A 23,595-nucleotide genomic window follows, 5' to 3' on the forward strand; every position below is an offset into this window, starting at 1 on the left:
CTCGCGGCTCTCGAAAAGCCCAGCATCCATCTGCGTCGAGGAGCAGCCTATGGGCGCGCCTGCCAATGTCGTTCGTCTAAACCCGGTCGGGATTGAGTTCGAGGTCGAGGAGAACGAGACCGTGTTGGATGCTGCGTTTCGACAGGGAATCGCCTTGCCGCATGGCTGCAAGGAAGGCCAGTGCTCCGCATGCAAGAGCGTCCTGGTCCAGGGAGAGATCGAGCTGAAGAAATACTCGACGTTCGCACTGAACGAGATGGAGCGCGGACAGGACTATATCCTGCTATGCCGGACTTTGGCCTATTCCGATCTCGAGGTCGACCTGCTCAACTACGATGAGGAGGTGCTGTCGAAATCGATTCCCGTCAAGGAGTTCGGCGGGACGGTCATGAGCGTCACGGCCCTGACCCACGATATCCGCCGCCTCGATGTTGCGCTGGATGAACCCCTGAAGTTTTGGGCGGGGCAGTATGTCGACATCACGCTCCCGGGATCAGAGGCGATTACGCGCTCGTTTTCCATGGCAAATCCGCCGAGCGAAAGCCAAGCGCTCAGCTTCATCATCAAAAAATACTCCAACGGACGGTTCTCCTCCAGGCTCGACGGAGAGCTCGAGGTCGGAGCCCAAATCAGACTCAAAGGACCCTACGGCACCTGCTTCCGCCGCGAACGGCGAACCGGACCCATGATCCTGGTCGGCGGCGGATCGGGGATGTCGCCGCTGTGGTCGATCCTGCAGGATCACCTTGCTTCGGGGGAAGACCGTCAGGTCTGCTTCTTCTACGGCGCGCGCACGCGCAACGATCTGTTCTATCTGGACCGCTTCGCAGCCATTGCAGCAGCCTGTCCCAGCTTCAGTTTCATTCCGGTTTTGTCGCATGCGGCAGATGACCAGGCGTGGGAGGGTCAGCGCGGTTTCGTGCATGAAGCCGTCCACGCACATCTGCGCAGCGCGGGCGGCGGTGACGACGCGGATGTCTATGCCTGCGGCCCGTCGCCGATGATCGACGCGCTGACTCCGGTTCTACAGATCAGCGGCGTCGATGCCGAGCGGATCTTCTTCGACAAGTTCACGCCGGCCAATACCTGATCGGCTGGAGCGAACGCAACAAATCGACAATTCATCAACCAAGGGAGGAATACGATGAATGCCGTGCGAAGTTCCGCAGTGCGATCCGGCGCGGCCGGCGCCGCAGTGTTTCCGGACTCCGACAGCCGCCGCTACCGCTATTTCGAGCCGAGAGGAAAGCGGGCGACGCACTATGAGGACGTCACGGTCGACGTGCAGCCGGATCCCGAGCGCTATCTGCTCCAGGATTGGATCATCTCCTTTCCGAATGGCAAGGGCGCCTACACCAAGGACAACACGGCCGCTCTGAGCTCGAACTGGCACGCATTCCGGGCGCCGGACCAGGAGTGGGAGCGGACCCATTATCAGCGGCAGTCCAAGATCGAGGCGATGGTTCAGTCAGTGATTGCGAACGGGCGCAAGTCCGGAGCAACGCAGCTGTTCGACAAGGCCTGGATCAAGATCCTTCAGAACCACCTCGGTGCCTGGAAGCATGCCGAGTTCGGCCTGGCGACGTCGCTGATGCAGGCGCAGCGCTACGGCTACACGCAGATGATCAACAACGCCACGCTGACCAATTCCTCCTACAAGCACCGCCTGGCGCAGGACATCACGCTCTATCTCGCGGAAATCGGGATGGACATTCCGGGCTTCGACGATGCCGCCGGCAAGCGCGCGTGGCTGGAGGACCGGACCTGGCAGGGCACGCGCGAGGCAGTTGAATCGATCATGGGGGCGACCGACTATCTCGAGCAATATTTCGCTATCAACCTCGTCTTCGAGCCGCTGGTCGGGGAACTGTTCCGGAGCGGCTTCCTGATGCAAGCTGCCTCCTCGAACGGCGATTTCATGACGCCGTCGGTGATCTCGGCAGCCGAGGCCGACTACGAGCGAAATCTCGCCAACGCGATCGACCTGTTCCATCTGCTCGTGACGGATAATCAGCACGCGCAGCACAATAAGGGATTGTTCCAGAGCTGGTTGGGCAAGCACGTCGCGCTCGCGCGAAAGGCGGCGGCCGGCCTGCAACCCATCTGGTCGCAGCCGCATTCCAAGCCGGTGCAATATGCCGACGCAAGGGATCAGTCGATCGAGCGCCTCAAGAAAATCCTGGGCGAGCTCGGCCTCGCCGCACCGAAGGAGTGAAGGACAATGTCAGTGGCATCACGAGCAGCGACCAATCAGAACATCTTTCACAAGATGAAAGACATCGTCTTCGAGCAGACGATCTCTCACCAGTGCGGCGTCACCATGAACGACAGCGTGGAAGCTCGCGCGATCGCGGAGTTCATGGCCAAGAAGCCAAATGTGACCGTGACCTACCAGCCGGCTTTGATCCGTATCGACGGTGAAGGCAAGCTGGTGTTCAAGATGGATGAGATCAGCGACATCCTCGGCAAAGAGATGACGGCCGAGATCTTCGAGGTGAACACGTCGACTCACTACGGCCGCATGGTGCGGATCGACGACAACACCGTGACGCTGTTCGGTAACATGGAGGAAGTGTTCGAATATATCGAGTGACGATGGCGTCCTCGCCTGGAGGGCGAAGCCGGGCATTCCCGAAGGCTCTGCCCTCGTTATCCATACCGATCAAAGCGCAGCATCACGAGCCTCGGAGGAGGACATCATGTTCGTAGCTCCCAACGGAGAGCAGGTCTTCGTCGTCGACGGGCACACCCATTTCTGGGACGGCAGCCCAGCCAATCAGCTCAACATCCATGGCAAGCAGTTCATCGATTGCTTCTATGCCTATCACACGTCACTCAGCCCACCGGAAAAATTATGGCCGAAGGAGCAATTCGAAAAGTACAGCGCCGAGCAGATGTACAATGATCTGTTCGTCGATGGGCCGGACGACATGGCGATCGTGCAGTCGACCTATCTGACCGAATTCTACAAGAACGGCTTCAACACGATCGATCGCAACGCGGAGATGGCGAAGCGATACAAGGACCGCTTCATCGTCAATGGGGCGTTCGATCCCCGCGACGGCGAGCGCGCGCTCGAATATATCCATTACATGAAGGAAACATTCGGCATCAAGGGCGTGAAGCTCTACACCGCGGAATGGAAGGGCGAATCGCGCGGTTGGAAACTGACGGATGCAAACGCTTACCGGTGCCTCGAGCTATGCCAGAAGCTCGGCATTACCAATATTCATGTCCACAAGGGCCCGACCATCATCCCGCTCGACAAGGACGCATTCGACGTGCACGACGTCGATCATGCCGCGACCGACTTCCAGGGGCTGAACTTCATCATCGAGCATTGCGGGCTGCCGCGGCTGGACGACTTCTGCTGGATCGCCGTGCAGGAGACCAATGTCTATGGCGGGCTCGCGGTGGCGTTGCCCTTCATTCACAGCCGGCCACGCTATTTTGCGGAGGTGATCAGCGAGCTCCTGTTCTGGCTCGGCGAAGACAAGCTGTTGTTCGGCAGCGATTACGCGATCTGGACGCCGCGATGGCTGGTCGAGAAATTCTGGAGCTTCGAGATTCCGGAAGATATCAAGAAAGAGCATGGCGTCGACCTATCGCTTCAGGCCAAGCGAAAGATCCTGGGACTGAACGCTGCGCGGCTCTACGGCATCGATGTGGAGGCCCAAAAGGCCAAGCTCGATCAGCAGGTTCGAGTGGCAGCCGCCGAGTAGTCGCATGCGGAACAATCAGCACGATGATCAACGGGTGAGCGAGGTGTGGGCACGCCTTGCTCTGGTGACGGACCCGGAACTCGACGAGCCGGTGACGGAGCTCGGATTCGTCGAGCGCATTGCCATTGATGAAACCGGAGGAGTCGATATCGAGTTTCGACTTCCCACCTACTGGTGCGCGGCGAATTTCGCTTTCCTGATGGCCGACGACATGCGTCGTGCGGTGCTTGCCTTGCCCTGGGTCCGGCACGTACGGCTTCGTCTGGAAGACCATATGGTGGCGGACGAGATCAACCGCGGGGTGGCGCTTGGCCTGTCATTTCAAGAGGCGCTGCGCGAATTCGCACCGGGAGAGTCGCTGGAGGAGCTGCGCGAGACGTTCCGGCGCAAGGCCTTCCAGCGACGACAGGAGGCCGTGATCCTGGCCTTGAAGGATGCGGGATATGACGATCAGGCCATCACCGACATGGACTTGAAGCGGTTGGATCAGGCCCCGCTGGACAACGCAGACGCGGCTGGGCACAAGCGGCGCTATCTTGAAATCCTGGCCGAACGGGGGCTCGCCGCTCATCCCGAGTCGCGCGTGTTCGTCACCTGGACCGGGCAACCGCTCGAACCGCTCGAGCTGGCCGCGCATTTGCGGAAGCTCAGGGGCGTCAGGATCAACATGGAGTTCAACAGCGCGCTCTGCCGAGCGCTTCTCGACGCGCGATACCGGCCGGGAGATGCAAGCGCCGGTCAGGCCGCAGCGGCCGATGGCGGGCGTTGCGGGGGCTGTGGCACGAGCTGCGGCAAGCCGCGGGCGACTGCGCGAGCAGAGCAAGGCGGGGGCGCGGGATTTTCCGTCGAGATGATCGAGACGCTCCCTATGGATGCATGAACAACGCGAAGCGGCGTCGTGCGCGCGAGACGAAGTAACCAATAGAAAGTATTCGGGAGGACAATCATGCCAAAGGCGCTGCTGCATGCGATCGAGGCGCGTCGTGCGCTCGCGAGAGGAGTCGAGAAGTTGGCGGCGGCAGTCGAGCCGACGTTAGGCCCGAAGGGGATGAATGCGATGGTCGACCGTCCCGTTGGCACGCCGATCGTGTCGCGCGACGGCGTGACCATTGCCTGCGAGATCGAACTGCCGGACCGTTTCGAAAACATGGGCGCGCAGGTCGTGCGTGAGGTATCCATGCAGACCAACCAGGTGGCCGGCGACGGCACGACGACCGCAATGGTGCTCGCCAACGGATTCATCCAGGCGGGTGTGACCGCGCTCGAGCGCGGCGCCAAGGCGGTCGATCTCTGCAAGGGGATCGACGAGGCGGTCGAGTTGGTGGTCGAGACGTTGAAGAAGAGCGCCGTTGCGGTCACGGACCGCAAGACCCTGCAGGCTGTCGCCACGATCGCGGCGACGGATGCCCATCTCGGAGGCCTCGTCGCCGAGGCCGTGGAACGCGTCGGCAAGGATGGGATCATCAGCTCGGATTATGGGCTTACGATCGAGACGACCCTCGAAGTGGTCGAGGGCATGTCGTTCGATCGGGGCTATATTTCGCACCACATGGTGACGGACGTCGAGAAGATGGAGGCGGTGCTCGACCGGCCCTACATTCTGCTCACCGATCTGAAGATCAGGAACCCTGCGGAGATCGCTGGCATTCGCGCTGCGGTCGAGGCGACGAAGCGGCCGCTGGTGATCATCGCCGAGGAGATCGCGCCTGAGGTCGTCGTCACGCTGCTGGGCGAGGGTAACCGAGGCAAGGTGCTGGTGGTCAGTCCGCCCGACTATGGCCATTGGCGGAAAGCGATGATGGACGACCTCGCCATCATCACTGGCGGCCGGGTGATCGCGCGCGATCTCGGTGGCAAATTGGAAGAGGTCGCTCTGGAAGATCTGGGCACGGCGCGGCAGGTCAGGGCAAGTGCACGCGAAACCGTGATCGTCCGCGGCGGCGGCAACGAGCTGGCAATCGCGGCGCGACGCCAGCAGGTGACCAGGCAATACGAGCTCGCGCCACCGAACATCGAGCAGGACAAGCTCAAGGAGCGACTGGCCAAGCTCTCCGGCGGCACGGCAATCATCTTTGCCGGTGGCGTTACGCCGGTCGAGCAGAAGCGGACCATCCAGCTGATCGACGATGCGCTCAATGCGACGCGTGCCGCGGTGGAGGAGGGAATCGTCCCAGGCGGCGGCACCGCATTGGCTCAATGTGCGCCGGTCGTGACCAGGATGCTCGGCAACATCAACGGTGATCTCGGTGCGGGCATCGGCCTGGTTCGCGATACGCTCTCGCGACCCGCGGCTTTTATTGCCCGCAATGCTGGCCACAATCCCGACCGGATTGTGGCGGAACTGGTCGGAGCTCCGGCGGGGACCGGCTTCGACGCAGCGAGCGGCACCTTCACCGACATGATTGCCGCAGGGATCATCGATCCCGTCCGCGTGACCTACACGGCTCTGCGCAATGCGGCGTCGGTTGCTACCCTCGTTCTGACCACAAATACGCTGGTGGCCGACAGGCCCGAGTTCATCGATCCGACGGCTGGGCCGGCGCTCGGCGGCGGTGCCGAGAGGCTGGGGCGTGCGTGAGCGGCACTTAGGCGGAAGCACGTGCGGATGTGATGCCTCAGGATTCGCGATGAGCGAGTGACAAAAGAGTGGAAGGGACTAGACTGGGACAGTCCCGGCGACGATCAAGACAAGGGGAATCTAGCAACCCCCGCAGCTGTAACCGGAACAGGGTGGAGGAAACGTGTATGGTGGAGATCATCTCGAAGCGGGATGGACCCCGCAAGGAAGATGTTGCGGCCAAGGAGTTCATCCAGACCAACAGGGCGACAATCGACAAGATCGCGAACCAACTCACGGGTGGACGGTGGCAGGCGATGCGCAATCCCGTCGCTGCACCGCAGCCGGCGGCATCGGGCAGGCTCTGGTATACACCGTCCAGCAGGGCGTCTTCCGAAGTCTCGCCCTATGTGAGGATCAGCCTGAACGGGCGCATCGTTGTTGCTGATCTCGCATCGGGACGGCAGCTCCATTTCATCGGAGAGTTGCGAGGACGCGGCCCTGCACGGCGTCTCGCACTTGCAACATCACAAAATGGTTTGTTTGACCCGCTCGACAACCACCTTCATGCTGCACTGGCAGACCTCGAAGGGCTGCACGTCCCGGATGAGGCTGCGGAAGAATGCCTGGAGCAGGAGGTGGCAATTCGGCTTGGCATCCAGGTGCTGTCGCGCGGTGGAGGGTAGTGCGGCCGATCGCGAGGTCCGATGAGTCTGACGCGCGCAGACACGACGTCACGAGCTTGAAGCGAGCGCCTACAAATAACGATGTCGTCGCTCGGAGATGATCAGCCTTCGGCGGGTATGTGATGACGCCTCGCATGCTATCATGGCGCCGGAGAGTGGAAGCGACCGTTGCGGCAGTGGTCCAACCAGTCTGGATCATTGCGCCGGTGTCGTAAGGCCGGGTGGTCCGGCGGTGGGTGTTGCGATGTTGACGGATCTTCTCATGGCAAAGCCGCCATTTGGCTTCGACGGAAGTCATATTCCCGGCGACCAGGCGAGCGCCTGGGACGCGGATGAGGGGCATCCTTATAACGAGCGACAGACGAGCAAGGCCTGGGAGTCCTTTGTGACGTCGGGTGACCTCCGCAGGGGCGGCGCATCCGTGCGGGGCGTCATCGAGGAGTCGTGGCAACGCAGCGTACAGTCCGGCGTCGATGCGCGTTGTCGGGGCAGCAGTCTGATCGTCTCGGCCGACAACATCCACGAACTGCGCCTCAAGAACGAGGACCTGCTCAGCGCCAGCGCGAACACGCTGCGCCGAGTGGCCGAGGTCCTCGGCGACGCCGCCACCATGGTGGTCATCACTGACAGGAATGGCGTCGTTCTCGACGTCGGGGGCGATCAGCGGACGATCGAGTCCGGGCACGATATCCGTCTAGAGTTGGGTGCGGCCTGGGGCGAGGCGGTGACCGGCACCAATGGAATCGGCACAGCGCTGGTGACAGGCAAGCCGGTTCACGTCCACGCTGCCGAGCATTTTTCGGAAGGCATCAAAGCGTGGACCTGCGTCGGCTGTCCGATCCGCAGTCCGGTCGACGGAAGCATCATCGGCATCATCGATTTCTCCGGTCCACAGGCGATCTTTCACCGACACAATGTGGCGCTGGCTGTGATCGCAGCGGGGCACATCGAGCTCACGCTGGCGGAAAGAATCCGCATCGAGCGACTGCGCCTGCTCGAAGCTGGGCTGGAACGTTTGCCGGGAACGGGAAGCGCCGATGGCGTTGTGATTCTCGATCGCTTTGGTCGCGTCGTTCATCACAATGACATCGCCTCGACGCGCTGGAAGGCGGTGGCGCCGGCATCGGACCTGCGTGTCGGTGCCAGGCTTCTCTCAGATCGTGATGGCGTCGTACCAGCAGAGATCGCCAAGGATCTGCCCGAGGCGCTACGCGAGCAGCGGATCGAGCCGCTGGCGATCGATGGGGTGGCGCGAGGTGCGATGCTCGTACTTCCTGCGAAGCCGCGGTCGCCAGCCGTCAAGACCGCAACTGGCGGGAGCCTGGCCGGGACGGCGGCCCGCGCCGCGATTGTCGGACGCAGCGAGGCGCTCCTGCAGGCCGTGGACAGGACCGAGCGCGCTGCGCTGGGCAAGACGCCGATCCTGCTCGAGGGCGAGACCGGCGTCGGTAAGGAGCTGTTTGCCCGGCTGGTGCATGCCGTCGGCGCGAAGTCAGGCAAGGAGCCCTTCGTCGCGCTTAATTGCGGTGCGGTCTCACGCGAGCTTCTCGGCGGCGAATTGTTCGGGCATGCTCCGGGGGCGTTCACGGGAGCCACGCGCGAAGGACGGCCTGGGCGATTTGAGTTCGCACATGGCGGCGTGCTCAGCCTGGACGAAATCGGTGAAATGCCGCTCGAGCTGCAGCCTTATCTGCTCCGGGTGCTGGAAGAGCGCGCCGTCTGCCGGCTCGGCGAGTCGAAGCTGCGACCTGTCGACGTCCGGCTGGTCGCATCGACCAACCGAAACCTGAAACAGGAGGTGGCCGACGGGCGGTTTCGCAAGGATCTCTATTTCCGCATCGGCGCGGTCAAGATCACGATTCCCCCGCTTCGGGAGCGTGCCGGTGATGTCGAGATTCTGGTGGATCACTATAATTGTCAGTTCGCCGGGGCCTACAATCGCGAGCCGCTGCGGCTCGAACGGGAATGTCTTGATTTCCTGCAGCACTACTCTTGGCCGGGGAATGTGCGCGAATTGCGCAATTTGGTCGAGACCCTGGTGCTGATGTCGGTCGGCGATCCGGTGACGCTCAAGGATCTGCCGGAAGATATGTTCGAAGGGGACGCTCCCGCGACATCCGCGAAGCCGTTGTCTGAGCGTAAGGCTGCCCCGGACGACGAAGTGGCTCGGTTCGACGAAATGGAGCGGCGCGCAATCGAACGCGCGCTCGCAGCTGCGGGTGGCAACGTCGCCGCCGCTGCCGAGAAGCTGGGCGTGTCCCGCAGCACGCTGTATCGCAAACTGCATCAATATCGATCGAGGCCGTGAGCGAGTGGCGGAGCCTCAGGATGAGCGACGTACCGCACCGAGGACATGTCCAGGAAGGGGCGAGAGCCGCCGGCCTGGTCGCGTCGGAGCTTCTGGCGCGCGCCGATCGTGATTTCGCTTTCGTGCTGCGCGTGACCGGCGAAAGCCAGACCATTCTAGTCGAGCATTTCGTCGGTTTCATCGAACGTGAGCTCGGAGGACGTGACATTGTCTACGGCGCCCATCCACTGCTGCGTCCGTTTGTCGAAACCCATGCCCGCGAACTCGCCGATTTCGTCTTGCATGGTCTGAGCCTTGATCATCAGTTCGGCTTGCAGGCGATCGAGACGTTCTCGGGTGACCCGCTCCGGCTGCTTCGGGTTGACCTTTGGGACTCTCTGCAATCGCACATCGCCTATGCGGAGCGAGGATTTGTATCCGGTGTCGGCGGGCTGCAGCGGATTTTGACCCAAATCGAGAGCGCACCCTCCGAAACGAAGGATGGTCCGTAGTGCTTGACAAGAATCGAAGGGAGGACCCGATGACAGACGCAGGCGCATCAGCGGAGCAAGAGAGCAAGGACCAGTTTTTCAAGGAGCTCGCAGAACTCTCCGAACGGATGATCGCCGCGCATGGCAAGGACTTCTCAATGGGAGCGCTGGTCCTCGCAGCAAGATTCATCGCGGCGAACAAATCAACCATGCCGGCGGACGCGACATAGCAAGGGCCCCGATCAGCTCATCTGCCTGCCCGAACGGAGCAGGGCAGTGACCCCGCGTGCTTACGGGGCCACAGCTCGATCATCATTGCGGCTTCTTTGGCCCCATGTGATGGGGGACCTCGGTCTTCGGTCCACCCTCGTAGTGATGGCTGCCGCCTGAGCCGCTGCTGGACCCGGCGTCGCTCTCCTTTTTGCCCATGTGGTGCGGGACTTCGGTCTTCGGTCCGCCCGAGTAATGATGGCCGTTCTGTTCATCGGAGGTGTTGGTCTGCGCTATTGCAGGCAGCGTGACGAAGGCCATGGCCGCGGCAGCAGCAATAATAAATTTGTAGCGATGCATTCTGGTTTCTCCTGTTTGAATTTGTGGAAGTAGCAATCAAGTCCAGACGGCTTGATTGAGCAGCAACAAACCCGAGAGAAGCCGGCGCTGTTTGAGAAAGATCAAACGTCACCACGCGTGCTTCCGTGCGCCGATGCGCAGAGCGTTGCGCTTGCTGCGGGCGACGGAAAATCTCGATCTTCTTACAAAAATAAATTGCATTCTTCATGGGAAGTCGGGAGCGGCATTCATCGGCCAGAATCTCCGCATTTGCGGCGGCGTCTGTCGTGAAGACCAAGTCGAGATCACCATCTCGTCGTGCAATCGCGCCTGAGAGGGGAGCGAATGACCTGTCATTGATCGCGCCGGCGCCGCCTGCGACGGGGACGGCCTGCATTTCTTACTCAATCCGAGCGGCACGCTTGCCGAAATTTCACTATTTCGCGCAGCGAGGCTGTTGTCGGTTCAACGAGAGATGTTGCTGAGAGGCGCAACGGTGTGGACCGTATTGAGGACGGCGGTCGCCTCGGTTCATTACGCGACTGAGCTACAAAAAGATTTGGCTAGCGCGGCGTGGCTGTTTGATATCCGTCAAACAAGCATCAATGACGCGACTTAGCGTGCCGCGCCAGTGAGCGGCGAGCAAACCGCGAAGCGATCGAAACCCTCAATGCATGTCGCAGAATGGAGGATCCTCTTTGACTGACGAGACTATCGGCCATGTCTCCGGCCGGCCCCTGCAGGTCGCGTTTCTCCTGCGCCGTCGTATCTGGGAGACCATCACGATCAGGTCGGTGCTGGTGAAGCCCGAGCGCGACATCCGGCTGGATCTTTTTCGCGGACTGGCAAACTGGTTGATCTTCCTCGGACACATTCCGGATTCGGTGCTCGCCTGGTTCACGACGCGAAACTACGGCTTCAGCGACGGCGCCGATCTCTTTGTGCTGATCTCGGGCTACACGGCGACCTTCGTCTTCGGCAACATGATGATGGAGCGCGGCTTTGTCATCGGTGCAACAAGGCTGCTGCGGCGGGTGTGGCAGCTCTATGTGGCCCACCTGCTGCTCTTCGTCCTCTATCTCACCGCTGTGCACTATGTCGCCCACCGGTTCGACGATCTTCACCTGATGGATCAGTTCAACGTTGCGCCGCTGATGAGGTTTCCCGTCGACACCCTCGCGCAAGGCCTGATCCTCAAGTTCAAGCCGCTTAATCTCGATGTGCTCCCGCTCTACATCGTGCTAATGGCTGCATTCCCGATCGTCCTCTGGTTCATGCTGCGGTGGCGCAATGCGGTGATGATCGGCTCGATCGGCCTCTATCTGGCGGTCAGGCACTATGGGTGGAATTTACCATCCTATCCGGCTGGCGTTTGGTATTTCAACCCGTTTGCCTGGCAATTGCCGTTTGTGTTTGGAGCCTGGCTGGCGTTGGGAGGGGCCGCCGCGAGCCGGTGGCTGCTGTCATCCCGCATGCTCTTCATCCTGAGTGCCGGGTTTCTGCTGTTCGCGCTCGCGATGACGCTGGCTGAGCGCATCCCAGAGATGCAGAAGTACGTTCCCGATGATCTCGCCGGCGTGTTCATTCCAAACGACAAGACCAACCTGGGCCCTTACAGGGTTGTTCATCTCGCGAGCCTGCTGTTGGTCGTGGTCTCGCTCGTGCCAATCGATTGGCCGGGTTTGAAGTCGCCGTTGCTGCAGCCGCTGATCAGATGCGGCCAGCAATCGCTGCCTGTGTTTTGCGTCGGCCTCTTTCTCTCCTTTGTCGCGCACTTTGTGCTCGAGTTCGGATCGGAGGGAGTTTTGGCGCAGCTTCTGGTGGGCGCCGCAGGCCTCTGGATCATGACGATCGTCGCCTACTACCGTACCTGGTCCAAGCGCGTCGACAGAAGCCATTCGCCCGGGGCAGGCGTGGAGGTGAGCGGATGACGGCGTTTGAGAGACAAGCACGCGTAAGAGTCGCAGGCGCCGCGCGTCTATATGCCTTGATCCGTACCGACCGGCACTCACAGCCGGCTCAATGAGCAGATGACCATCCGTATCAAAACTGGAGAATGACCATGGACCACCGAAGAAATGTTGCTATGAGCGCGGCGCTTGCCGTCCTCGTTCTGGCGCCGTTTGGGCTGCCGCCGGCGCGCGCCACCGATCGTGTGCAGCTCGCGATGATGGACGACGACAAGATGTCGAAGAAATCCGATCCAAGCGCCAACATGAACATGGGACAGCCCAGTGACCAGCCGAACGCCATGGGCGGAGGTATGGGCGGCGGTCGCATGAACGGCGATAAGATGAAGATGCAGCCGCAAAGCCAGATGCGGGACTGCCAAGGCGCTGGCTGCCAGGAAGGCTCCAACATGATGCAGATGATGCAAATGATGGAGAAGATGATGCGCGGCCAGATGAACCCGTCCGCCGGCGGCAATGTGGTGAGCGGCCCGGCTGACGTGACGGAACGCCTTGAAGGCCGGATCGCTTTCCTGAAGGCCGAGTTGCAGATCAACGACGGGCAGATCGCCGACTGGAACAATCTGGCGGATGCGCTCCGTTCAAGTCGGCAGCATCTCCTGGAAGCCCGTAAGATGATCGCGATGGATGACAAGCTGGGGAGCATCGATCGGCTCGGCCATTATGAGCGACATCTGTCCGAGCGTCTGGAGGCTATCAAATCAGCTCGCTCGGCCTACACGCGGCTGTATGCATCGTTGAACGAGAGCCAAAGGCAGACTGCAGACACGATCCTGCTGCCTCTGATCGCCACGTTCTGACGGCCGTTTGCGGAAGCAGAAGCCATGTCCGGATTCGGATCGCATTTTCAATGTCGACGTGGCCTCTGTGTGTTCGCCCTACTGATGGGAGCGCTTGCAGCCAACGCCGCGCTCGCATCGGACGTGCGGTTTGATGCAAAGCACTCTGCCCGGCGGGCGGACGGAGGCTGGCAGTCAGCGCAGGCAGAGGAGGGGCACTCGGCGCACCATCCCGGAGCCTCAGGCGCGGGCAGTGATACGCTGTCGCAGGCGGATGGAGCGAGGGGGCATGCGGCCGATGTGCCGTCAAGCGGCGATGCGACGGACATGATGGGCGGAATGAGCGAAATGATGGGGAGGCCGCGCAAGGAGTTCTACCCGTTATTGATGGACATGCCGGCGCTGTCCGCCGAGCAACGGAAAAATCTGGAATTCCGGGCGCGCGGATGGATCAACGGCGAGGTCGATCGTATCTCGGAGTCGGAAATGAACCTGCGCCATGCCATCGCCGCAGGCGATGTTGTTGGCGCAGATCAGGTAGCGGGCCGGATTCGCGACTCGCTTAATGGGGTGCAGAGCGGCTTCACCGTGCTGCGATCGCTGAACGAAGGAAAGTCTCCCCAACAGATTGCGCAAAGCTGGCTCAAGGCACAGATGAACCTGCCGCCTCAGCCTGCTGTGGTAGACACGGACGGCATACTGGGAATTTCCTGGTTTCACGTGACCACTATGGCGCTGCTTGCGATCTTCTCGTTGGGGATGCTCGCCATCCAAGTGGCGCGCATGCGTCGCGCGAGTGCGCTTGTTGATCGATTGACGCGCGGGCCCGTGCCGGTGTCGCCCGCTTCCGTGCCGGCGATCGAAATACCGGGCGCCAGTGGGGCAGGACGTCATCCAGACGCAAGGGCGGGCGTTGCGCCAGCCCGACAAACGGCAGAGGTGCGTTCTCCAGAGCCGAGCCCTCATCGCGAGCCGGCAAAAGCGGGCGGACTTTGGAAAGGTAAACTAAGGGTCTCTGCGATCTATCGGGAGACCCCGAACATCAAGACGTTCCGCCTGCAGGCGCCAGATGGCGGCTCGATTCCATTTTCATTCTTGCCGGGCCAGTTCCTGACCTATGCGATCGAGATCGACGGAAGAGTTGTCAGGCGTTCCTACACGATCGCGTCGTCCGCCGCGCAGACCGCCTTTGTCGAGACCACGATCAAGCGCGAAGACGGTGGACTGCTGTCCGACTACATGCATGGCAATGTGAAGACCGGAGACCTCTTGGAGGTCATGGCCCCGTCGGGTGCCTTCACCTTCACAGGGGTCGAGGCCGACAGCGTGGTTTTGATCGGCGGCGGTGTCGGCATCACGCCGCTGATGGCGGCGATCCGCTACCTGTCGGATATCGCATGGTCCGGCCAGATCTATCTGATTTACGGCGCGCAGACGACGGAGCAATTCATCTTCCGTGACGAGCTGGAATACCTTCAGCGGCGAATGAACAATCTGCATGTCGCCGCCACCATGGCGCGAGCATCGGGCACATCGTGGATGGGGAGCGAGGGTCGGATCACCGCCGATTTTCTGAGACGGGCAGTGCCGGACCGGGTCAAGCGACGCGTTCATCTGTGTGGTCCACCGGGGATGATGGAGGCCCTCAAGACGATCCTCCGTGAGCTCGGGGTGCCATCCGAACAGATCAGGACAGAGGCGTTCGGACCCGCGCGTGGGGCCGTTCCTCCGCCAACGAGCATCGCTGCCGCGGCGCAAACGGCCGAGTCCGCCGCGGGCGGCCAGGCTGCTGTCGCCATCGGTCCGGCGACTGCCACTATCCGCTTTGCGACCTCAGGCATGGTCGCGGCACTGCCTCCGGACAGGAGTGTTCTCGAGGTGGCGGAAAGCATCGGTGTGCCAATCGACTATTCGTGCCGCGCCGGCATCTGCGGGATCTGCAAGACACATCTGCTGGAAGGCCGCGTCACGATGGAAGTCCAGGATGCCTTGACCGAGGACGACAAATCGGGGGGCATCATCTTGGCGTGCCAGGCCAAGTCCGTCGAAGATCTGGTCGTCGAGGCTTGATATGAACGAAAAGCAGCGGCTGATCGTCGATATCGTTCTAGCGAGCCTGTTACTGTTTGTACCGGCCTTTCTACTTCACTCCGATGGCAGGTTTGCCGGGAGCCTGGCGGGCTTTGTCCTTGGCTCCTGCGCGGCCGCACTGCTGCTTCTCCTTCTTCTGTACCCGGTCACGAAATACAGCGGGGCCTGGAAAGCGTCGGTCACTTGGCGGATGTCGATGCGGACGCTTTTGACTTTGCACGTCCATGGCGGAATTCTTGCAGCGTTCTTCGCGTTGCTGCATACCGGGCACAAGTTCCAAAGCCCGCTCGGCATCGCGCTTGTGATCAGCCTGTTGATCGTCGTCGTTATCGGATTTGTCGGCCGTTACTACTTGCCGCAAACCGTAGCGGAGCTCCGCGAACAACAGTCTTACCTTGCGGTCTTGCGATCGTCCTACGAGCGCACCGCCGCGTATCTGTCTTCACGCGATGCCGTGGCTTCCGACAACTCCGGCACGCATGCGTCCGTCTTGCAGAACGTACCGCTGTGGCAGCTCGTCGATGGCATTTCCGACCTGGAATCTGCGATCGGGTCGAGTGACACGATGAGGAAGATATTCATGCCATGGATCGGGGTGCACGTAATCGCCGCGATCATCATGTATGCGCTGCTTGCTCTCCATGTTTCTGCCGAGTTGTATTATGGTCTGCGGTGGCTCGCGTGAGTATTCGCGGCCCGCTCTATTCGATCGTCGCCATATTAGCGGTCGTCGGCGCTGCAATCGTATCGGCCACTGTATATCGGGGCGGTTCTCAGGCCGTGTCGGGTTGGACGAGTGTTGTGGCGCCCGGGCCGCTTTCCGCAAAGCATGCATTCCTGTCCGGGCGATGTGAAGACTGCCATACGCCTGTCAAGGGCGTCGATGCCGCCTCTTGCATTGCCTGTCATGCGCCGTCCGCGAAGGAGCTGGGCAAGCAATCGACAGTTTTCCACGCCGCGGCAGGGATGCAATGTCGCGGTTGCCATCTCGAGCACACCGGGAGTGCGCGTCCGACCAGGATGGACCACGCTTCGTTGCTGCAAGCCACTAGGCCTTCTGGGGATCTGGAGCAGTCCGCGCGGATCTTCGCCGATCAGGTGATCGTGGATCTGAAAGAGTTTGTCGGCGTGCCGAAATCGGAAGGTCGGGAAAAGGCAGAGCTCGATTGTGCCGGCTGCCACGGCAACCGGGAGCCGCATCGCCGACTATTCGGGCGGGAATGCGGCGGCTGCCACGAACTCGGTTCCTGGAAGATCGCTGGCTTCCTGCATCCCTCACCAACGTCAAAGGACTGTGCGCAGTGCCATCAGGCGCCGCCCAGCCACTATATGGAGCACTTCGTCATGATGGATCGCATGATCACGGGCCAGGAGCACGCATCGGTCGATCAATGCTACCTGTGCCACAGGACTGACTCGTTCAACGATATCAGGGGCATTGGGTGGATGAAGCATCATTGACGATACGCACCGCATTTGATGCAAGTCGGCCTGAGCCACGTCTGTGTCGGGCAGAGATCGGACGGGCGACGGCGATTGGTGTGATTCATTACAGCTGCACCAGAAGTTTTTTATAGATTCAATTTAGCGCTACCGAAGATCGGACAATCACGCTGACTGCAAATTTCGCGAGGCGCACCACGCGCACTTCGCCGTCAGCTCGATCTGTCTTGTTTTTTTTGTTGGCCGCTGCTGCAACCGGAGCTATATGTTCCGGATTGGCAGCGGGTGAAGAGATGATTGGCTTGAGAAGGCCGAGGCGCAGATGGTGGGGATGGCTTGTTGTCGTCGCCTATCTGCTTGCGTCGATGACGCCGTCTCTCGCGGGCTCGGTTTTTCTCGATGCATTGATCCCATGCGCGCACGGGGCAGGCGCATCTGGAGATGCGCACCAACACGATCAGGCCGTTGCTCGATCGGATGTGGGTTCGCATGACGCTGCGATGGCTGATGACTGCGACGACGACGAGCAGGATCAGCCCTGCAACCGGCATGCGACCTGTTGTGGTTCGGTGCTGTGTTTTAGCGCCGTTTCACCGCACGGCCCCTGGATCGTTCCATTCGTAGCACCGCAGTCACGCTGTGAGGCGCAGGCCGACAGCATCGGCAACGACGGCGCGCCCCGCCGACACTACCGTCCTCCCATCGCCTGACACAGCTCCGGAGTTTTGAGCCGCCTCGCGCTATTTCTGCGCGCGGATAGTCGCGTCTCATTGCCTCCCGGGGGGATCACGATGCCCGTGCCGATGATGGCGAGGGACGCGGTCTCGCACGCACGCGACAAGGCTGCATCTGGATCGCCGCTCGCACGCGCTGCTGGCTGAGCGGCGGAACAACGATCACCGGCCGACCAAGCACAGCCGGTCGCAGCCCCACGCCCCGGGCGCGACGACAACCGTCGTCGCCGTGGTTCGGGAGCTCTTCCATTTACTCGCTGATGACAACGCTGGCTCCCTCCGATCCGCTCCGGCGGGAACGAAGCGATCTGACGAATGTCGATGCAAGGACGATGCGTTATGAAATCATCAGATGACACGCCCTCGGAGCCGGTAGCCGGTTGTTCGGAAGCATCGGATGCGATCGTTCGTGCCGCTCTTGTTGGGGGCTACGGCCGTCTTCGCAGCTATTTGCAGCGGCGCTTCGGGGGGAAGGCGGAGGCCGACGAGGTGCTGCAGGCGTTCATGTTGCGGGCGCTGGAGCGCTCCGGCGACATCCGTGACGCGGACTCGGTCCGCGGATGGCTCAGCCGGGTGCTTGCGACCACCGTCGCCGACCATCATCGTCGGAGCTCGAAGAACAGAATACGGGAGATACCGTTCCCGAACGAACTTAGCGATCGTCTTGCCGCCGACCAGGACGGCACGGTGGATGCCGCCGCCTGCGAGTGTCTCTACACCCATCTCTCCCTGTTGAAGGCGGAGCATGCCGAGGTCATCAGAAGACTGGATCTTGCCGGCGAGCCCAGGGAGCAGGTCGCGGCAGATCTCGGAGTGACCGTGAACAATCTGACCGTCCGCCTTCATCGCGCGCGACAGGCTCTGAGAGAGCGTCTCGAGCAAATGTGCGTGGTATGTCTTGAGGACAGCTTCTGGGAGTGCCGCTGCGCCGACAACCGGGGCAGAACTCCGCCCTAGACCTGACAGATCATCGGTCGCCCCCTGCAGGCGGTCGCGGATCGCGCACCGTAATGCGCCGGGCCTCGGACCGCCATCCGAGCCCTCTTCCCCGTGCCGACGATTGACAGGCAAATATTACACGTCTAAAAATATGCAAATTCATATAATTCGAGATGCCTGAATGGACACGCATCCGCTCAAGCTTGAGGTGAGATCGTATGTGGCGGAAACGCCGCTCATACGGCGCCTCGTGTTCGGGGTGGATGGCGGCGTGGTGCCACGATGGCAGGCAGGCGCGCATATCCGCGTGGCGCTCCCGAATGGAGGAGACCGGCCGTATTCGCTGATGGCTTTGCCGGGCCTTCCCGAGGGGGCGCTGGCGCTCGGGGTGCTGCGCGAGGCGGCTTCGACCGGCGGCTCGCAGTTCATGCACGCGCTGAAGATCGGCGACGTCGTGACAGCCAGTGCGCCGGTCAACAATTTTCATCTGCACGAGGGAGCAGCGCCGGCGCTGCTTCTTGCCGGCGGCATCGGTGTCACGCCGATCCTGTCGATGGCGGCGGAGCTCAAGGCCCGTGCAACTCCGTTCCGCCTGCATTATGCAGGCCGTGCGCCAGGACTGTTGCCGTTCCTGCCGCAGTTGCAGGAGATTTGCGCCAAGGAGCTGTCCGTTCACTACGATAGTGACGAGTCCCGCCTGGACATTGCAGCGGCGCTCGGGGACGCTGCCGCAAGCTCCCACATCTACGTCTGTGGTCCGGCGGGGATGATCGAGGCGGTGAGGGCAGCCGCACTCGCCAACGGCGTCCCGGCGGGCCGCATCCACTACGAGCTCTTCAAAGCGGAGCAGGCGTCCTCGCCCGACGTGCCGTTCGAGGTCCAGATCAACTCGACCGGGCAGGTCGTCAGCGTTGCAGCAGGTCAGACCATCATCCAGGCGCTGGAGGCGGCGGGTCTCGATGTGCTCTACGACTGCCAGCGCGGCGATTGCGGCGTCTGCCAGTGCGGCGTGATCGCAGGCGTGCCCGACCATCGCGACGTCATTCTCAGCGAGGACGAGAGGGCATCCAACAAGGTCATACAGATCTGCGTGTCACGCGCGAAGTCGGAACGTCTGGTGCTGGATTTGTGAGGAAAGGCGAGGGACGCCATGGCGAACTACAGAAGGAATGCCCACGCGATTGCGGCGTTGGTGCGCGAGGCCGAGGTTCACCGCGACGTCTATGTCGCCCCCGAGATCTTCGAGCTCGAGATGGAGCACCTGTTCCCCAACAGCTGGATCTATGTCGGGCATGCAAGCCAATTGTCCAAGCCTGGCGATTTCATCACGGCCAACATAGGCCGCCAGCCGGTCCTGGCGAGCCGCCATAGCGACGGCTCTATCCACGTGTTCTACAATCGCTGTCCGCACAAGGGCGTGAAGATCGCTTCCGAACCCTGCGGCAACACCGGAAAGTTCTTCCGTTGCCCGTATCACGCCTGGTCTTTCAAGACCGACGGCTCGCTGCTCGCGATCCCGCTGAAGAAGGGCTACGAGGGTACCGGCTTTGGCGATACCCAGGCGAATGAGGGCCTGTCGAAGGTCAGGAACGTCGTTGTCTATCGTGATTTCATCTTCGCGCGGCTCAACGACAGCGGCCTCTCTTTCGAGGACTATTTCGGCGAAAGCCTTTCGACGATCGACAACATGGTCGACCGCTCGCCGGAGGGCAAGCTCGCCGTCATGGCCACCCCGATCCGCTACATGCACACCTGCAACTGGAAGATGCTGGTCGAAAACCAGACCGACACCTGCCATCCGATGGTCGCGCATGAAAGCTCGGCCGGTACTGCGGTCAAGGTCTGGAAGCGCGAGCAGGGCGAGGCTACGGAAGCGCCGATGGCGGTCCAGCTCTACGCTCCCTTCATGAGCCCTTACGAATTCTACGAGCAGAGCGGGATCAGGATCTGGCCAAACGGCCACGGTCATACCGGCGTCAACAACTCCATCCATTCGAACTACGCGGGCATCCCGGGCTATCTCGACCAGATGGTCGCGGCCTATGGCGAGAAGCGGGCCCACGAGATTCTCGGCGAGGTTCGGCACAACACTGTGTATTTCCCGAACATCATGGTCAAAGGTGCTGTCCAGATCCTGCGCAACTTCATCCCGATTGCGGTCGACAGGACGCTGGTCGAGAGCTGGGTCTATCGCCTGGTCGGCGCACCCGACAAACTCTATGAGCGTGCGTTGATGTACAACCGCTTCATCAACGCGCCGACGTCGATCGTGGGTCACGACGACCTGGAGATGTATGAGCGGGCGCAGGAAGGGCTGACGACCAACGGCAACCAATGGGTCAACCTGCAGCGGCTCTATGAGGCCGGCGAGCAACCGGACGCGACTGCCGTCATCAACGGCACCTCCGAGCGCCAGATGCGGAACCAGTTTCATGCCTGGGTGAAGTTCATGACCATGGACATGGATCAGCACGTCGAGGCCGCCGAATGATCAGCGAGAAGACCATCACGGATTTCATCTATCGAGAGGCGGAGCTTCTCGACACCATGCAATGGCAAGGGTGGCTCGATCTGTTTCACCCCGAAGGGCGATACTGGATGCCGCTCGAGTGGCAACAGCAGGATCCGGTGCTGCAGCCGTCGTTGATGTACGAGGACCTGCTGCTGCTCAAGGTGCGGGTCGAGCGCCTGGCCGGCGAGCGGACCTTCAGCCAAAAGCCGAAGAGCCGCTGCCACCATCTTCTGCAGGCGCCGCAGATCGTGGCATGCGACGCGACTGCAGGGGTCTTCAAGGCACGGACCTCCTATATCTATACCGAGACGCGTGGCGACGCGCTGGAGCGCTATTCGGGATGGGTCTCCCATGATCTCGTCCAGGTCGGCGACGACCTCAAGATCAAGCTCAAGCGGGTCGATCTCGTGAATTTTGACTCGCCCTTCGGCAACATCCAGCTCTTCATGTGAGTGCATCTTGACCGCCGCGACCACAGTCTATGCCCGCTTCCGCGAGACCGCCCTTCGTCGCGGCGAGGCGGGCTTCCTCAACGTGCTGCCGGAGACCGCCGGGATCTATAGCATCTCGGCAGGGGAGATCTCTTATCGCGTGATGCTTGATCGGGTCGAGCACTGGCGCTCGGCATTTGCGCGCCAGGGATTTGGCGAAGGCCACCGGGTCGGACTGCTGCTCCAGAACCGGCCGGTCTTCATCGAGCTGTGGTTCGCGCTCAACGCGCTGGGCGTCTCCGTGGTGCCGATCAATCCGGACCTTCGGATCAGCGAGATCGAGTACATCATCGCGCATTCCGAGATGAACGCGGCATTCGTTCTCGCCGAACGGCGTGTCGAGGTGGGGATGGCGGCCTCTCAGGTCGGCCGGCCGATCCCGGTCGTGACCGACGAGGGCGGCGTACCACCGCCATTCGGTGGCGTGCGGCTGGCAAGCGCGGGTGACGGGTCCACCGAATGCGCGCTGCTCTACACATCGGGGACGACGGGGCAGCCCAAGGGCTGCGTGCTCACCAATACTTATTTCCTGCATTCGGGAAACTGGTATCGCGATGTCGGCGGGCTGATCGATCTCAAACCCGACCGCGAGCGCATGATCACGCCGCTGCCGCTGTTCCACATGAACGCGATGGCGGTGTCGTTGATGGCGATGCTGTCGGTTGGCGGCAGCCTGACCATGCTCGATCGCTTTCACCCGCGCACCTGGTGGGCATCCGTGCGCGATAGCCGCGCCACCTGCCTGCACTATCTCGGCGTCATGCCCTCGATGCTGATGAGCGCGCCGCCGTCGGTTGAGGACCGCGCGCACACCGTGCGCTTCGGGTTCGGTGCCGGTGTCGACAAGCTCTTGCATGCGCCCTTCGAGGAGCGGTTCGGCTTTCCGCTGCTCGAAGCCTGGGCGATGACGGAAACGGGAAGCGGCGGCGTGATCGCCGCCAATGTCGAGCCGCGCAAGGTCGGCACCAGTTGCTTCGGCCGCCCGGCTCCCGAGGTTGAGGTTCGTATTGTCGGCGACGGCGGACATGACGCGCCGATCGGGACGCCTGGCGAGTTGTTGGTGCGGCGGGCAGGCGCGGATCCGCGTTATGGGTTCTTCCGGGAGTATCTGAAGAATCCGGCTGCCACCGCGGAGGCGTGGGAGGGCGGCTGGCTGCACACCGGCGATATCGTGTCGCGTGATGCGGATGGGGACCTCCATTTTGTTGATCGCAAGAAGAACGTCATCCGCCGTTCCGGCGAGAACATTGCGGCAGTCGAGGTCGAGTCCGTGCTCAACCGCCATCCTGCAATCCGGCAGGCCGCGGTTGCGGCCACGCCTGATCAGGTGCGCGGCGACGAGGTTGCCGCGGTCATCATCGCCGAAGCGACCGGTGCCGACCGCGCGCTCGCTGAAGACATTGTGCGCTGGAGCCTGGAGCAGATGGCCTACTACAAGGCGCCGGGCTGGATCTGCTTCGTCGACAGCCTGCCGCTAACGGCAACGGAGAAGATCCAGCGCGGCGGGTTGAAGGATTTCGTCGCCAGGCTGATGCGTGATGGCGCGTTTTTTGATCTGCGCGACCTTAAGCGGCGTCAGGTCTGACACGGGGGCAGGGGACGTCATCATGAGTGAGATCCGCACCACCCTCGTCACTGGCGGCAATTCGGGGATCGGCGAGGCGCTGGCGAAAAAGCTCGTCGAGAGAGGGCAGCGCGTCGTCTCGGTCGGGCTGGAGAAGCCCGGCTGGACGCATGATCTGCTCGCGGCCTATCGCGCTGATCTCACCAATATCGAGGAGACGCGCGCGATCGCGCAGGAGATCTGCCGGGATCACGCCATCGATTGTCTGGTGCACAATGCGGGCGTCATCCTGCCGAACCTGCTGCCCGATGCGAGGCCGGAAGACATCCTGACGTTGGCGCAGTTGCACCTGGGCGCGCCGATGCTTTTGACCCAGGCAGCACTGGACGGGATGCGCTCGCGCCGCTTCGGGCGCATCGTGTTCGTCAGCTCGCGCGCCGCGATGGGCGCGCCCACGCGCTCGGCCTATTCGGCGACCAAGGCCGGGGTGCACGGGATGGCACGGACATGGGCTCTGGAACTCGCCGCGAGCGGCATCACCGTGAACGTCGTCGCGCCGGGGCCGATCCTGACCGACAATTTCTGGGGCATCGTCCCGAAAGGTTCCGAGCAGCAGGAGCGGATGGCGCGCAATGTTCCGGTCGGGCGGCTTGGCTCGCGCGAGGATGTGGCGCACGCCATCGCATTCTTTCTCGATGAGCGCTCGGACTTCGTCACCGGCCAGGTGCTCTATGTCTGCGGCGGCACCAGCCTCGTCGGCCTTAGTCCCTGATGGCGCCG

The 23,595-nt window shown here is 61.9% G+C and carries 22 protein-coding genes; 21 read left to right on the forward strand and 1 reads right to left on the reverse strand.

Annotated elements, in window-relative coordinates; all coding sequences use genetic code 11:
• Window positions 1–49 precede the first annotated feature (49 nt).
• From ACQR1W_RS25380 to ACQR1W_RS25425, 10 genes are all read left to right on the forward strand, one after another.
• The gene (locus ACQR1W_RS25380; protein ID WP_434853353.1) at window positions 50–1,090 is read left to right on the forward strand and encodes an FAD-binding oxidoreductase; all 1,041 of its coding nucleotides are present in this window, start codon (window positions 50–52) and stop codon (window positions 1,088–1,090) included.
• 54 nt (window positions 1,091–1,144) lie between these two features.
• Complete coding sequence (locus tag ACQR1W_RS25385; protein ID WP_434853354.1) at window positions 1,145–2,215, forward strand: aromatic/alkene monooxygenase hydroxylase subunit beta; 1,071 nt, start codon at window positions 1,145–1,147, stop codon at window positions 2,213–2,215.
• A gap of 6 nt (window positions 2,216–2,221) precedes the next feature.
• Window positions 2,222–2,593, forward strand: a complete 372-nt coding sequence (locus ACQR1W_RS25390) for an MmoB/DmpM family protein (RefSeq protein ID WP_008968275.1) — start codon at window positions 2,222–2,224, stop codon at window positions 2,591–2,593.
• Window positions 2,594–2,699: 106 nt separating this feature from the next.
• The gene (locus ACQR1W_RS25395; protein WP_434853355.1) at window positions 2,700–3,722 is read left to right on the forward strand and encodes an amidohydrolase family protein; all 1,023 of its coding nucleotides are present in this window, start codon (window positions 2,700–2,702) and stop codon (window positions 3,720–3,722) included.
• 4 nt (window positions 3,723–3,726) lie between these two features.
• On the forward strand, window positions 3,727–4,602 hold the full coding sequence (locus tag ACQR1W_RS25400) for a metal-sulfur cluster assembly factor (RefSeq protein WP_434853356.1): 876 nt from the start codon (window positions 3,727–3,729) through the stop codon (window positions 4,600–4,602).
• Window positions 4,603–4,668: 66 nt separating this feature from the next.
• Window positions 4,669–6,300 carry a molecular chaperone GroEL gene (locus ACQR1W_RS25405; protein WP_434853357.1) on the forward strand — a complete coding sequence of 544 codons (1,632 nt, stop codon included), beginning with the start codon at window positions 4,669–4,671 and terminating at the stop codon, window positions 6,298–6,300.
• Between the two features lie 167 nt (window positions 6,301–6,467).
• Window positions 6,468–6,965 (forward strand): hypothetical protein, encoded by a 498-nt coding sequence (locus ACQR1W_RS25410; protein ID WP_434853358.1) that lies wholly within the window; start codon window positions 6,468–6,470, stop codon window positions 6,963–6,965.
• Window positions 6,966–7,209: 244 nt separating this feature from the next.
• On the forward strand, window positions 7,210–9,273 hold the full coding sequence (locus ACQR1W_RS25415; protein WP_434853359.1) for a sigma-54-dependent Fis family transcriptional regulator: 2,064 nt from the start codon (window positions 7,210–7,212) through the stop codon (window positions 9,271–9,273).
• A 20-nt stretch (window positions 9,274–9,293) separates the two neighbouring features.
• Window positions 9,294–9,764 (forward strand): hypothetical protein, encoded by a 471-nt coding sequence (locus ACQR1W_RS25420; RefSeq protein ID WP_434853360.1) that lies wholly within the window; start codon window positions 9,294–9,296, stop codon window positions 9,762–9,764.
• A gap of 29 nt (window positions 9,765–9,793) precedes the next feature.
• Window positions 9,794–9,973: a hypothetical protein gene (locus ACQR1W_RS25425; RefSeq protein WP_008968268.1), complete on the forward strand. Its 180-nt coding sequence runs from the start codon at window positions 9,794–9,796 to the stop codon at window positions 9,971–9,973.
• Between the two features lie 82 nt (window positions 9,974–10,055).
• Here ACQR1W_RS25425 and ACQR1W_RS25430 read toward each other — a convergent pair whose 3' ends face one another.
• Window positions 10,056–10,313 (reverse strand): hypothetical protein, encoded by a 258-nt coding sequence (locus ACQR1W_RS25430; protein ID WP_434853361.1) that lies wholly within the window; start codon window positions 10,311–10,313, stop codon window positions 10,056–10,058.
• Between the two features lie 677 nt (window positions 10,314–10,990).
• Here ACQR1W_RS25430 and ACQR1W_RS25435 point away from each other — a divergent pair.
• From ACQR1W_RS25435 to ACQR1W_RS25485, 11 genes are all read left to right on the forward strand, one after another.
• Window positions 10,991–12,223 (forward strand): OpgC domain-containing protein, encoded by a 1,233-nt coding sequence (locus ACQR1W_RS25435; RefSeq protein WP_434853362.1) that lies wholly within the window; start codon window positions 10,991–10,993, stop codon window positions 12,221–12,223.
• Window positions 12,224–12,354: 131 nt separating this feature from the next.
• Window positions 12,355–13,062, forward strand: coding sequence for a Spy/CpxP family protein refolding chaperone (locus ACQR1W_RS25440; RefSeq protein WP_434853363.1), 708 nt, complete (start codon window positions 12,355–12,357; stop codon window positions 13,060–13,062).
• Between the two features lie 24 nt (window positions 13,063–13,086).
• Window positions 13,087–15,111, forward strand: coding sequence for a 2Fe-2S iron-sulfur cluster-binding protein (locus ACQR1W_RS25445; protein ID WP_434853364.1), 2,025 nt, complete (start codon window positions 13,087–13,089; stop codon window positions 15,109–15,111).
• Between the two features lies 1 nt (window position 15,112).
• Complete coding sequence (locus tag ACQR1W_RS25450; protein ID WP_434853365.1) at window positions 15,113–15,817, forward strand: iron reductase; 705 nt, start codon at window positions 15,113–15,115, stop codon at window positions 15,815–15,817.
• Window positions 15,814–16,593 (forward strand): class III cytochrome C family protein, encoded by a 780-nt coding sequence (locus ACQR1W_RS25455; RefSeq protein WP_434853366.1) that lies wholly within the window; start codon window positions 15,814–15,816, stop codon window positions 16,591–16,593. The genes ACQR1W_RS25450 and ACQR1W_RS25455 overlap by 4 nt, the downstream gene beginning before the upstream one ends.
• Before the next feature lie 1,055 nt (window positions 16,594–17,648).
• A complete protein-coding gene (locus tag ACQR1W_RS25460; RefSeq protein ID WP_434853367.1) occupies window positions 17,649–18,266 on the forward strand; it encodes an RNA polymerase sigma factor in 618 nt (205 codons plus the stop codon).
• Between the two features lie 163 nt (window positions 18,267–18,429).
• Window positions 18,430–19,380 (forward strand): PDR/VanB family oxidoreductase, encoded by a 951-nt coding sequence (locus ACQR1W_RS25465; RefSeq protein WP_434853368.1) that lies wholly within the window; start codon window positions 18,430–18,432, stop codon window positions 19,378–19,380.
• A gap of 18 nt (window positions 19,381–19,398) precedes the next feature.
• On the forward strand, window positions 19,399–20,739 hold the full coding sequence (locus tag ACQR1W_RS25470) for a Rieske 2Fe-2S domain-containing protein (RefSeq protein ID WP_434853369.1): 1,341 nt from the start codon (window positions 19,399–19,401) through the stop codon (window positions 20,737–20,739).
• Entirely contained in the window at window positions 20,736–21,212 is a 477-nt protein-coding gene (locus ACQR1W_RS25475; protein ID WP_434853370.1) for an aromatic-ring-hydroxylating dioxygenase subunit beta, read from the forward strand. The genes ACQR1W_RS25470 and ACQR1W_RS25475 overlap by 4 nt, the downstream gene beginning before the upstream one ends.
• Window positions 21,213–21,219: 7 nt before the next feature.
• Window positions 21,220–22,836 (forward strand): ATP-dependent acyl-CoA ligase, encoded by a 1,617-nt coding sequence (locus ACQR1W_RS25480; protein WP_434853371.1) that lies wholly within the window; start codon window positions 21,220–21,222, stop codon window positions 22,834–22,836.
• Between the two features lie 22 nt (window positions 22,837–22,858).
• Window positions 22,859–23,587: an SDR family NAD(P)-dependent oxidoreductase gene (locus ACQR1W_RS25485; RefSeq protein WP_434853372.1), complete on the forward strand. Its 729-nt coding sequence runs from the start codon at window positions 22,859–22,861 to the stop codon at window positions 23,585–23,587.
• Window positions 23,588–23,595 lie beyond the last annotated feature (8 nt).

The organism is Bradyrhizobium sp. HKCCYLS1011, assembly GCF_051167795.1.
GTDB lineage: Bacteria > Pseudomonadota > Alphaproteobacteria > Rhizobiales > Xanthobacteraceae > Bradyrhizobium.

Bases quoted from the DNA above. Each gene is read 5' to 3' on its own strand.
- ACQR1W_RS25460 (WP_434853367.1), top strand. From the start codon at position 17,649: ATGAAATCATCAGATGACACGCCCTCGGAGCCGGTAGCCGGTTGTTCG.
- ACQR1W_RS25385 (WP_434853354.1), top strand. From the start codon at position 1,145: ATGAATGCCGTGCGAAGTTCCGCAGTGCGATCCGGCGCGGCCGGCGCC.
- ACQR1W_RS25465 (WP_434853368.1), top strand. From the start codon at position 18,430: ATGGACACGCATCCGCTCAAGCTTGAGGTGAGATCGTATGTGGCGGAA.
- ACQR1W_RS25415 (WP_434853359.1), top strand. From the start codon at position 7,210: ATGTTGACGGATCTTCTCATGGCAAAGCCGCCATTTGGCTTCGACGGA.
- ACQR1W_RS25470 (WP_434853369.1), top strand. From the start codon at position 19,399: ATGGCGAACTACAGAAGGAATGCCCACGCGATTGCGGCGTTGGTGCGC.
- ACQR1W_RS25395 (WP_434853355.1), top strand. From the start codon at position 2,700: ATGTTCGTAGCTCCCAACGGAGAGCAGGTCTTCGTCGTCGACGGGCAC.
- ACQR1W_RS25430 (WP_434853361.1), bottom strand. From the start codon at position 10,313: ATGCATCGCTACAAATTTATTATTGCTGCTGCCGCGGCCATGGCCTTC.
- ACQR1W_RS25485 (WP_434853372.1), top strand. From the start codon at position 22,859: ATGAGTGAGATCCGCACCACCCTCGTCACTGGCGGCAATTCGGGGATC.
- ACQR1W_RS25445 (WP_434853364.1), top strand. From the start codon at position 13,087: ATGTCCGGATTCGGATCGCATTTTCAATGTCGACGTGGCCTCTGTGTG.
- ACQR1W_RS25410 (WP_434853358.1), top strand. From the start codon at position 6,468: ATGGTGGAGATCATCTCGAAGCGGGATGGACCCCGCAAGGAAGATGTT.
- ACQR1W_RS25405 (WP_434853357.1), top strand. From the start codon at position 4,669: ATGCCAAAGGCGCTGCTGCATGCGATCGAGGCGCGTCGTGCGCTCGCG.
- ACQR1W_RS25475 (WP_434853370.1), top strand. From the start codon at position 20,736: ATGATCAGCGAGAAGACCATCACGGATTTCATCTATCGAGAGGCGGAG.
- ACQR1W_RS25420 (WP_434853360.1), top strand. From the start codon at position 9,294: ATGAGCGACGTACCGCACCGAGGACATGTCCAGGAAGGGGCGAGAGCC.
- ACQR1W_RS25390 (WP_008968275.1), top strand. From the start codon at position 2,222: ATGTCAGTGGCATCACGAGCAGCGACCAATCAGAACATCTTTCACAAG.
- ACQR1W_RS25440 (WP_434853363.1), top strand. From the start codon at position 12,355: ATGGACCACCGAAGAAATGTTGCTATGAGCGCGGCGCTTGCCGTCCTC.
- ACQR1W_RS25380 (WP_434853353.1), top strand. From the start codon at position 50: ATGGGCGCGCCTGCCAATGTCGTTCGTCTAAACCCGGTCGGGATTGAG.
- ACQR1W_RS25400 (WP_434853356.1), top strand. From the start codon at position 3,727: ATGCGGAACAATCAGCACGATGATCAACGGGTGAGCGAGGTGTGGGCA.
- ACQR1W_RS25425 (WP_008968268.1), top strand. From the start codon at position 9,794: ATGACAGACGCAGGCGCATCAGCGGAGCAAGAGAGCAAGGACCAGTTT.
- ACQR1W_RS25450 (WP_434853365.1), top strand. From the start codon at position 15,113: ATGAACGAAAAGCAGCGGCTGATCGTCGATATCGTTCTAGCGAGCCTG.